This window comes from Stenotrophomonas sp. YIM B06876 (assembly GCF_030711595.1).
In the GTDB taxonomy this organism is placed as follows: domain Bacteria; phylum Pseudomonadota; class Gammaproteobacteria; order Xanthomonadales; family Xanthomonadaceae; genus Stenotrophomonas.
In genome coordinates this window covers 1-9,222 of sequence record NZ_JAUJUJ010000055.1, presented here as the reverse complement: position 1 = coordinate 9,222, position 9,222 = coordinate 1, and the positions used below count along the sequence as shown (strand labels likewise).

At 68.5% G+C, this 9,222-nt stretch carries 8 protein-coding genes and 1 pseudogene; 5 read left to right on the top strand and 4 right to left on the bottom strand.

What is annotated here, in order from left to right; all coding sequences use genetic code 11:
- From QZH66_RS14075 to QZH66_RS14060, 4 genes and pseudogenes are all read right to left on the bottom strand, one after another.
- Positions 1-795: hypothetical protein (locus tag QZH66_RS14075; protein WP_305806566.1), on the bottom strand; the 795-nt coding region annotated here is incomplete at its 3' end.
- A 148-nt stretch (positions 796-943) separates the two neighbouring features.
- Positions 944-1,537 carry a thioredoxin family protein gene (locus tag QZH66_RS14070; RefSeq protein ID WP_305806565.1) on the bottom strand — a complete coding sequence of 198 codons (594 nt, stop codon included), beginning with the start codon at positions 1,535-1,537 and terminating at the stop codon, positions 944-946.
- Positions 1,538-1,547: 10 nt separating this feature from the next.
- Positions 1,548-3,136, bottom strand: a pseudogene (locus tag QZH66_RS14065) (oligopeptide:H+ symporter).
- 460 nt (positions 3,137-3,596) lie between these two features.
- Positions 3,597-4,463, bottom strand: a complete 867-nt coding sequence (locus QZH66_RS14060) for a tryptophan 2,3-dioxygenase family protein (RefSeq protein WP_305806564.1) — start codon at positions 4,461-4,463, stop codon at positions 3,597-3,599.
- 309 nt (positions 4,464-4,772) lie between these two features.
- Here QZH66_RS14060 and pdhA point away from each other — a divergent pair, with 309 nt between their 5' ends.
- The 5 genes from pdhA to QZH66_RS14035 all read left to right on the top strand — a co-directional run.
- A complete protein-coding gene (gene pdhA / locus QZH66_RS14055) occupies positions 4,773-5,861 on the top strand; it encodes a pyruvate dehydrogenase (acetyl-transferring) E1 component subunit alpha (RefSeq protein ID WP_305806563.1) in 1,089 nt (362 codons plus the stop codon).
- Positions 5,854-6,933: an alpha-ketoacid dehydrogenase subunit beta gene (locus tag QZH66_RS14050; protein WP_305806562.1), complete on the top strand. Its 1,080-nt coding sequence runs from the start codon at positions 5,854-5,856 to the stop codon at positions 6,931-6,933. The genes pdhA and QZH66_RS14050 overlap by 8 nt, the downstream gene beginning before the upstream one ends.
- A gap of 1 nt (position 6,934) precedes the next feature.
- Positions 6,935-7,288, top strand: coding sequence for an SH3 domain-containing protein (locus QZH66_RS14045; protein ID WP_305806561.1), 354 nt, complete (start codon positions 6,935-6,937; stop codon positions 7,286-7,288).
- Complete coding sequence (locus QZH66_RS14040; protein WP_305806560.1) at positions 7,285-8,670, top strand: dihydrolipoamide acetyltransferase family protein; 1,386 nt, start codon at positions 7,285-7,287, stop codon at positions 8,668-8,670. The genes QZH66_RS14045 and QZH66_RS14040 overlap by 4 nt, the downstream gene beginning before the upstream one ends.
- A 391-nt stretch (positions 8,671-9,061) precedes the next feature.
- The coding region (locus QZH66_RS14035; RefSeq protein ID WP_305806567.1) for an SDR family NAD(P)-dependent oxidoreductase at positions 9,062-9,222 on the top strand (161 nt) is incomplete at its 3' end.

Genomic DNA, 9,222 nt, shown 5'->3' with positions numbered 1-9,222 from the left:
CAGCGCGCTGGCCACCGTCTCGATGGCCGGCCATTGCGCCGGCCACGCCTGCGGCACCGCGACGCCGTAGGCGGTCAGCAGCGGCACGCTCAGCCATGGCGCCACCAGTGGCCGTACCTTGCGCCGGTCCAGCACGCACCAGATCTGCGCCACACCGGCGCTGGCGGCGTGGTACAGCGCCAGCTGGGCCGGCGCCGGATACGGCAGCGCGGTGACCCGGGCGGCCATCGATTCAACGCCCATCGCGCGCAGGAAACCGACCCGGCTGCGGCCTTCCTGGGCCCAGCACACGCCCAGTGGTGCCAGCAGCATCACCTCGGCCGGGTCCTTGTTGCCGCTGCTGCCGCGCTCGTCGCTGGCCAGATACACGCTCAGCGACTTCGGCTCGGGCACATCGGCCACGCCCCAGCGCTGCGACTGGCCGAGCAGGAACTTCAGCGGTACCCGCGCACTGGCACTTTCGGCCTTGAGCACCTCCGGCACGAACGGCACCACCGACCGCACGAACGCCTTCAGGTCGCTACCGTGCGCGCCCCTCCATTCGGGCGGCAGCAACGCGGCCAGGGCACTGTCGCGGGCCAGCTGGTCGAGCCGTTCCTTCTGCTCCACCAGCCGCATCACCGCCGATTGCAGCAGCACGTTGCCCGGCATCGCCGCCAGCGGCAACCGGTACGGCGGCGGCGCCTGGTCTGCGGTCGCGGCGCTCTCATCGAGCAGCGCTTCGACCGTGGGCAGGCTGATCGCGGCCGGCTCGGCGACGACGGAAGACGGGGTTTCCTGGGCGGTCATGGGCATCGCAGGCGGGCAGGCGGAGAGTCGGGGCACGCCACCGCAACCGGCCGCGCAGCCCTACCGGGGTGTTAGCGGCCGGGGCAGCGCGAAATGAAGCCGCCCATGAAAAACGGCGCCTTGCGGCGCCGTCGTTTTCAAGCGTTGCAGCCGCTCAGGGGGAGCCCGGCGCCCACGCCTTGAGGAAGGCGAACAACTTGCCACGATCGTAGCCCTTGCCCTTCTCCAGCTCGCCGGTGAACTGCGAGTGCAACAGCTGGCCATCGGCGTCGAGCACGAACAGGTGTGGATAGCCGGTGATCTCCGGAAAGCGGGACAGGAACGCGGTGTTCTCGTTGTCCTCGGAGTAGTTCACCTTCATCCACACGTAGTTGGCGTCGCGGAACCGGCGGATCTCCGCATCACCTTCCATGAACGCATCGAGCAGGTGGCACCACGAACACCATTCGCCGCCGACATCGAGCACGATGCGCTTGCCGCCGCGCTGCGCCTCGACCTTGGCCATTTCCAGGTCCGCGGCCGGATCACGCGCCGGATCGAACTGCGCGTTGAGCGCGGCGATGGCGGCGATATCGGCCGCCGCCGGGGTATTGCCGGAGACCACCGGCTCGCGGACATCGGCCACCGCGGTCTTCTGCTCGGACGTGTCCAGCGGCTGCGCCTTTTCCGGCGCCGCCGGCGGCGGTGGATTGCAGCCGGCCAGGGCCGCGGTCAGCAGCAGCGGAACCATTCCGGACAGAAGCTTCATCGCCGGCTCCTTACTTCACACCGTGCATCAGCTTCTGGATCAGCGGCGCGATCAGGAACAGCAGCACGCCGGCGCCGATCAGCACCCAGAACCCGAAGGTGTAGCCGGCCTGCGCCGAGGCCACGGTCATGCCGCCTTCGCCACTGACACTGCTGGCGAAAATGCCCGACAGGTTGTTGCCGATCGCCGTGGACAGGAACCAGCCGCCCATGCCGAAGCCGATCAGGCGGATCGGCGCCAGCTTGGTCACCATCGACAGCCCGATCGGCGACAGGCACAGCTCGCCCACCGACTGGATCACGTACACCATGAACAGCGTCCAGAACGGGATCTTCAGGCTCTGCGGGTCCACCAGGCTGGACAGCGCGAACATCAGCAGCAGGAACGCCAGGCCGTTGAAGATGATGCCCAGGCCGAACTTGCGCGGGATCGACGGATTGGCCCGGCCCAGCCGGATCCAGATCCAGGCGACGACCGGCGCCAGGGTGATGATGGCCAGCGAGTTGACCGACTGGAACCAGCCGACCGGGAACGTCCAGCCGCCGAAATCGCGCTGGACGATGTTCTGCGCCAGGAAGTTGAACGAGCTGCCGGCCTGTTCGAAGAACATCCAGAACAGCACGTTGAAGGCGAAGATGATCAGCATCGCGATCGCCTTGTCACGCGCCACCGCCCCGTTGGCGAAACCTTCGCGCAGGATCAGCACGCACAGCGCCACGAACAGGATGGTCAGCAGCACCTGCAGGGTGTTGGCGTCGATGGTCAGCAGGAAATAGATCGCCGGGATCGCCAGCAGCACGCCCAGCACCACCAGCACCACGCGGCCCATGCCTTCGCCACCGGTGAGCGGACGGCCGATGCCCTTGAGCTGGCCACGGCCGATCCAGAACCACACCAGGCTGATCAGCATGCCCACGCCCGAGGCGATGAACACCGCCTTGTAGGCCGGCATCTGCGAGGAGCCGCCAAACATGTTCTCGGCCAGCCAACCGGTCAGGATCGGCGCGATCAGCGCGCCGGCATTGATCCCCATGTAGAACAGGGTGAAGCCGGAGTCGCGGCGCTCGTCGCCGGTGGCATACAGCTGGCCGACCANGCATTGATCCCCATGTAGAACAGGGTGAAGCCGGAGTCGCGGCGCTCGTCGCCGGTGGCATACAGCTGGCCGACCATGGTCGAGATGTTGGGCTTGAACAGGCCATTGCCGGCCACGATCGTGGCCAGGCCGATCTTGAACACCGTTTCATCGGGCACCACCACCATGAACAGGCCGGCCGCCATCACCACCGCCCCCAGCAGGATCGAACGCTGGTAGCCGATCACCCGGTCGGCAACGTAGCCGCCGAACAGCGCCGCCGCATACACCAGCGCCAGGTAGGCGCCGTACAGCTTGCTGGCCGAACCCTCACCGGCGGCGTCCCCGTTGAAGAACTGCGCCACGATGTACAGCGCCAGCGCCCAGCGCATGCCGTAGAACGCGAAGCGTTCCCAGAACTCGGTCATGAACAGCATCCACAGCGGACGCGGATGGCCGAGAAGGTTGTTGAACTCCGGCAAGGGCGCCGGGGTTGTTGCGGAATGGGGCGCGGCAGCGCTCATGCGGGATTCCCCTGGAAACGGATCGATGAAAGACGAATCCCCGGCAGGTGCCGGGGCCGGGGGAGGATTACCGACCGCCCGGCCCGGCGTCAATGCCGCAGGACATATTGCGAAGGGTCGCACGTCGCCCCGGCGCCGGGGCGGAATTGCGGGTCCACGCAGGCCGCATGTGGCTGGAAACGCGGCCTTGGGCAGCGGTCACGGGCGCGCCGCGGATGCCCGGGCCTGCCGCAACAAAGGCGGAGCACCCCGCCATGGCCGCGATGCTGCCCTGCAACATGGCGCACCGCCCTGCGGGCCCGCCCGGTGCGCTGGCCGGAGGGGATCCGCCCCCCTGTGCCGCGGGCAATGGCCGGCATGGCCATGACGCTGGCGAGGCCGCGCAGGAATCGCTCGGCTCCGTTCAGACCCAGCGGCGGCCGGGAAGTCCTGCTCCTGTTGCCCGATGCCGATGCGGCACTCACTGCGGCTTGGCGATGCCGATGCTGGTGCGCACTTCGAACAGTTCCGGGAAGAAGGTCAGCTCCAGCGCCTGCTTGAGGAACCCGACACCACTGGAGCCGCCGGTGCCGCGCTTGAAGCCGATGATCCGCATCACCGTGCGCATGTGCCGGAAACGCCACAGCTGGAACTGCGTTTCCAGATCCACCAGGTCCTCGCACAGCGAGTATTCGCGCCAGTAGCGGTCGGTGTTTTCGTAGATGCGCTCGAACACCGGGCGCAACGTCGCATCGCTGGTGTGCGGCTGGCTCCAGTCGTGGCCCTCGTACGCCGCCGGGATGGCATGGCCGAAGCGCGCCAGGTAGCGCAGAAATTCCTCGTACAGGCTCGGCGCTTCCAAGGCGGACTGCAGCGTCGCCTGTCCGGCCGGATCATGGCCGAACACCCGCAGCATGTCCGCGTTCTTGTTGCCCAGCAGGAACTCGATGTAGCGGTACTGCAGCGACTGGAAACCCGAGGACGGGCCCAGCACATCACGGAAACCCATGTATTCGGACGGGGTCAGCGTCTCCAGCACCGACCACTGTTCGGTCAGCTGCCGCAGCACCTGCTTGCTGCGCGCCAGCACCTTGCGGCACTGCCCGACCTCGTCGCGCTGCAGGAAGCCGATCGCCGCGCGCAGCTCGTGCGCCAGCAGCTTCAGCCACAGCTCGGAGGTCTGGTGCTGGATGATGAACAGCATCTCGTCGTGATGCGGCGGGCTGGACAGCGGCTGCTGCGCCGACAGCAGCTGGTCCAGCCGCAGGTAGCCGCCGTAGGTGAGGCGGCCTTCCAGATCGGTGTGGATGCCGGCCTCCAGCTCGCGCTGGTTCTTTTCTACGGTCATGGGCTTTGCCAGGTTCAGGGGTCGCAAAGGGTAACGCAGCGCCTGCCCCGGCCGCTGTGGCAAACGCCTGCGCACTGCGCGCAGATGATGCACCGCTGCGGCACACCGCACTGGCCGGCAGCGATGTCGTCCAGAACCGCGCGGCCGCGGCTGAATACGTTTGCTTTGATCGGGCTGCCACGGCGGCAAGGGCGGTCACCGCCTGCATCGGCCACAAATCGTGCTGCGGCGCAGGACGGCTTTTTCATCCGGGTTCCTTACCATGGCAATTCTTATCATTTGAAACCATCTGTCGAGGATGTCGCTGCAATGACGGTTTCCGCCCAGTTTGAAATCCATTACCTGCAGTACCTGGGTGCCGACGGCACCTTGGTCCGCAATGATCTTCCCGAAGCCCTGCGCGACCCGCGCGCGTTGCTGCCGATGTTCAAGCAGATGCTGGCCGTGCGTGTGTTCGACACCAAGGCCGTGGCCCTGCAACGCACCGGCAAGCTGGGTACGTTCGCCTCCTGCCTGGGCCACGAAGCGGCCCACGTCGGCATCGGCGCGGCCATGAAGAGCGGCGACGTGTTCGCCCCCAGCTACCGCGAGTACGGCGCGATGTTCATGCGCGGCGTGCGCCCGCGCGATGTGCTGATGTACTGGGGCGGCGACGAGCGCGGCAGCGATTACGACCGCAGCAGCGACGCCGCGCGCGATTTCCCGATCTGCGTGCCGATCTCCACCCAGTGCCTGCATGCGGCCGGTGCGGCGCTGTCGTTCAAGCTGCGCGGCATCGACCAGGTGGCGGTGTCGGTATGCGGCGACGGGGGCAGCTCCAAGACCGATTTCTACGCCGCGCTCAATTCGGCCGGCGCCTACAAGCTGCCGCTGATCCTGTGCGTGGTCAACAATGGCTGGGCGATTTCGGTCCCGCGCTCGGCCCAGACCGGTGCCGAAACGCTGGCGCAGAAGGGCATCGCCGGTGGCCTGTTCTGCCTGCAGGTGGATGGCAACGACCTGATCGCGGTGATGGCGGCGATGCTGCAGGCCCGTGAGCGGGCACTGGCCGGCGACGGCGGCACCGTACTGGAACTGCTGACCTATCGCCTGTCCGACCACACCACCGCCGATGACGCGCGCCGCTACCGCGACGAGGCCGAGGTCAAGGCGGCGTGGCAGAACGAGCCGATGCTCCGCCTGCGCAAGTACCTCACCGCGCAGGGCGTGTGGAGCGAAGAAGAAGAGAAGAACTGGATCGCCGAATGCGGCGTGCGCGTGGACGAGGAGGTCAACAGCTACCTCAACACCCCGGTGCAGCCGGTGGAGGCGATGTTCGACTTCCTGTATGCCGATCCGCCGCCGGACCTGCTGGCCCAGCGCGCTGAAGCGATCGCCCTGGAGCAGCGCCATGGATGAGATCCAGCGTGACCTTCCCGAATCCCCGGCCGGCCATGACCATGGCACGGCGCACAGCGCAGCCACCGCGCGCGGAGAAAACCCCATGACCGCAACGCCCATCACCCTGATCGAAGCCGTGACCCAGGCGCTGGCGTGGGAAATGGAACACGACCCCTCGGTACTGGTGCTGGGTGAGGACGTCGGTGTCAACGGCGGCGTGTTCCGCGCCACCGCCGGCCTGCAGCAGCGCTTCGGTGCACAGCGCGTGCTGGACACCCCGCTGGATGAAACCACCATCGCCGGGCTGACCATCGGCCTGGCCGCGCAGGGCATGAAGCCGGTGGCCGAAGCCCAGTTCGACGGCTTCGTCTACCCGATGGTGGACCACCTCATCTGCCACGCCGCACGCCTGCGTTACCGCACCCGTGGCCGCCTGCACTGCCCGATGGTGCTGCGCGTGCCGTGGGGTGGCGGCATCCGCGCGCCGGAACACCACAGCGAAGCCAACGAGGCGATCTTCACCAACGTGCCGGGCCTGCGCGTGGTGCTGCCGTCCAGCCCGCAGCGCGCCTACGGCCTGCTGCTGGCCGCGATCCGCGAGCCGGATCCGGTGATCTACATGGAGCCCAAGCGCATCTATCGCCAGTACAAGGAAGTGGTCGCCAACGACGGCGAGGCGCTGCCACTGGACGTGTGCTTCGTGCTGCGTGACGGCACCGACGTGACCCTGGTGACCTGGGGTGCGCAGGTGAAAGAAGCGCTGGAAGCGGCCGACAAGCTGGCCGGTGAAGGCATCAGCGCCGAAGTGATCGACGTGGCCACGCTGCGCCCGCTGGATTTCGCCACCATCGCCGAATCGGTGGCCAAGACCGGCCGCTGCGTGATCGTGCAGGAGGCGCCCAAGACCGCCGGTTTCGGTGCCGAGATCGCCGCGCGCCTGGCCGAGGAGTCGATCTACGACCTGCTCGCGCCGGTCGAACGCGTCACCGGCTACGACACCCACATCCCGCTGTTCCGTCTGGAAATGAAGTACCTGCCGAGCGTGGAGCGGATCGTGACGGCGGCCAGGCGTGCGGTGGCGGCGGGCTGACATGCGGGCCCGACTGCTGAGCAACTACCGCAGCCAGTACCGCCACCCGCTCCACTTCCACGCCGGCCAGGTGGTCGAGCTGGGCGTGCGCGACGAGGAATGGCCCGCGTTCGCCTGGGTGCGCACCGCCGACGGCAGCGCCGGCTGGGCGCCGGTGGCCTGGTTGCGGGTACTGGACAATGGCCGCGCCGAGGCGCTGCGCGACTACACCGCGCGCGAGCTCGACGTGGACAGTGGCGAACTGGTGGAACTGCATCACGAACATGGGGGCTGGTGGTGGTCCGAGCGTGCCAACGGCACGCAGGGCTGGCTGCCCGCCCACGACCTTGAATTGCTGGAAGAGAACTGCACATGAGCCAGAGCAAGAATTTCAACCTGCCCGACCTGGGCGAAGGCCTGCCGGACGCGACCATCGTCGAATGGTTCGTCAAGGAAGGCGACGTGATCCGCCTGGATGAGCCGCTGGTGTCGATGGAGACCGCCAAGGCGGTGGTCGAAGTGCCCTCGCCGTTCTCCGGCAAGGTGCTGAAGCTGGCCGGCGCGGCCGGCGACATCGTGATCACCGGGCACCTGCTGGCGCAGGTCGAGCTGGACCCGAATCTGCCGCAGCGCGCCGACGGCCAGGACACCGGTCACAGCCATGGCGCCCCGGCCGAAGCGCCTGCGCCCGCGCCCGTGGCCACACCGGCCCCGGCAGCCGCAGCGGCCGAGCGTGAGGACGAAGGCACCGTGGTCGGGGCGATGCAAAGCTCCAACGCGGTGCATACCGAACAGGCCGTGGCCGTCGGTGGCGTCAAGGCGATGCCGGCAGTGCGTGCGGTGGCGCGCAAGCTGGGCGTGGACCTGACCCGGGTGCGCGCCACCGGCGCCGATGGCGCGGTGACGATGAATGATGTGAAGCAGGCTGCAGCCGATGGCACTGCGCGCGTGGGCTCAGCGCCTGCCGCAGCGATGCATACCCATTCACCTCTCCCGCAAGCGGGAGAGGTCGGCGCGCACAGCGCGCCGGGTGAGGGCGCTCTTCGCGCAACTGCAGCCCGTACCCCGCTGTCGGCCGCCGGCAAGCCGATGCGCACCGCCCCGCCGGGCGTGATCGCCAAGGGCCAGCCGGAGCCGCTCAAGGGCGTGCGCCGCAACATGGCCCGGGTCATGGCCGATGCGCACAGCAAGGTGGTGCCGACCACGCTCAACGACGATGCCGACATCCATGCCTGGGCGCCGGGCAACGACATGACCTCGCGCCTGGTGCGCGCGATCGTGGCTGCCTGCCAGGCGGTGCCGGCGATGAACGCCTGGTTTGACGGCGACGCGCTGACCCGCACCCTGCATGCGCAGGTCGATATCGGCATCGCCGTGGACACCGACGACGGCCTGTTTGTGCCGGCGCTGCGCAATGCCGACATGCTCGACGCCCGCGGCGTGCGCGAAGGCATCAACCGTCTGCGCCAGCAGGTCGAGGACCGTTCCATCGCGCCGAGCGAGCTGAGCGGCTACACCATCTCGCTGTCCAACTTCGGCATGTTCGCCGGCCGCTACGCCACCCCGGTGGTGGTGCCGCCGTGCGTGGCGATCGTCGCCGCCGGCCGTGCCCGCTTCCAGCTGACCCCGGTGATGGGCGGCGTGGAAACGCACAAGGTGATCCCGCTGTCGGTGACCTTCGACCACCGCGCGGCCACCGGCGGCGAAGCGGCGCGCTTCCTGCGCGCGATGATCGACGATCTGGCCCGGGCCCACTGAGCCCCGCCGGAGTGTCGCCAAGGCCCGCCGCAAGGCGGGCTTTTTTTCGACCGCAATCCGGGCGTAGACCCGAGCGCCCCATCGCCACTTTTCCGCCACCAGCTACCGGAAAGCAGCTGACCCTCCGGCGAACGCCGGCAAGCCGCAATCGCCGCACCCCGGGGGGCGGAGCCGGCTTAGTCGATACCGCAGCCGACCGGCTGGAAGCGGCGGGGGCAACCCATCGGTGGCGTCAGACGCTGGTGGGCGGTGGAGGGGTCCAGCGGTCACCGCTTCCACGGGGATGCGCATGAAGCACCCGGGAAGGGCGCGGCTCCCCGACCACCGGCAATGCCCCCGTCGCGGCCCGGCCCCGGATAATGGCGGCCTCCCCTGCTTCCGGTAGTCGCCGATGGAACCGATCTCTTCCCCTTCCGGCCAGCGTGTCCTGATCGCCGGGGGCAGCCGCGGCATCGGTCTGGCGATCGCCCGGGCGCTGCTGCGCGATGGCGCCCAGGTATCAATCTGCGCCCGCGGCGCGGCCGGGCTGGGCGCGGCGACCGTGGCGCTGGC

Coding starts and splice junctions, on each gene's coding strand:
- QZH66_RS14070 (WP_305806565.1), bottom strand. CDS start 1,537: ATGAAGCTTCTGTCCGGAATGGTTCCGCTGCTGCTGACCGCGGCCCTG.
- QZH66_RS14060 (WP_305806564.1), bottom strand. CDS start 4,463: ATGACCGTAGAAAAGAACCAGCGCGAGCTGGAGGCCGGCATCCACACC.
- pdhA (WP_305806563.1), top strand. CDS start 4,773: ATGACGGTTTCCGCCCAGTTTGAAATCCATTACCTGCAGTACCTGGGT.
- QZH66_RS14050 (WP_305806562.1), top strand. CDS start 5,854: ATGGATGAGATCCAGCGTGACCTTCCCGAATCCCCGGCCGGCCATGAC.
- QZH66_RS14045 (WP_305806561.1), top strand. CDS start 6,935: ATGCGGGCCCGACTGCTGAGCAACTACCGCAGCCAGTACCGCCACCCG.
- QZH66_RS14040 (WP_305806560.1), top strand. CDS start 7,285: ATGAGCCAGAGCAAGAATTTCAACCTGCCCGACCTGGGCGAAGGCCTG.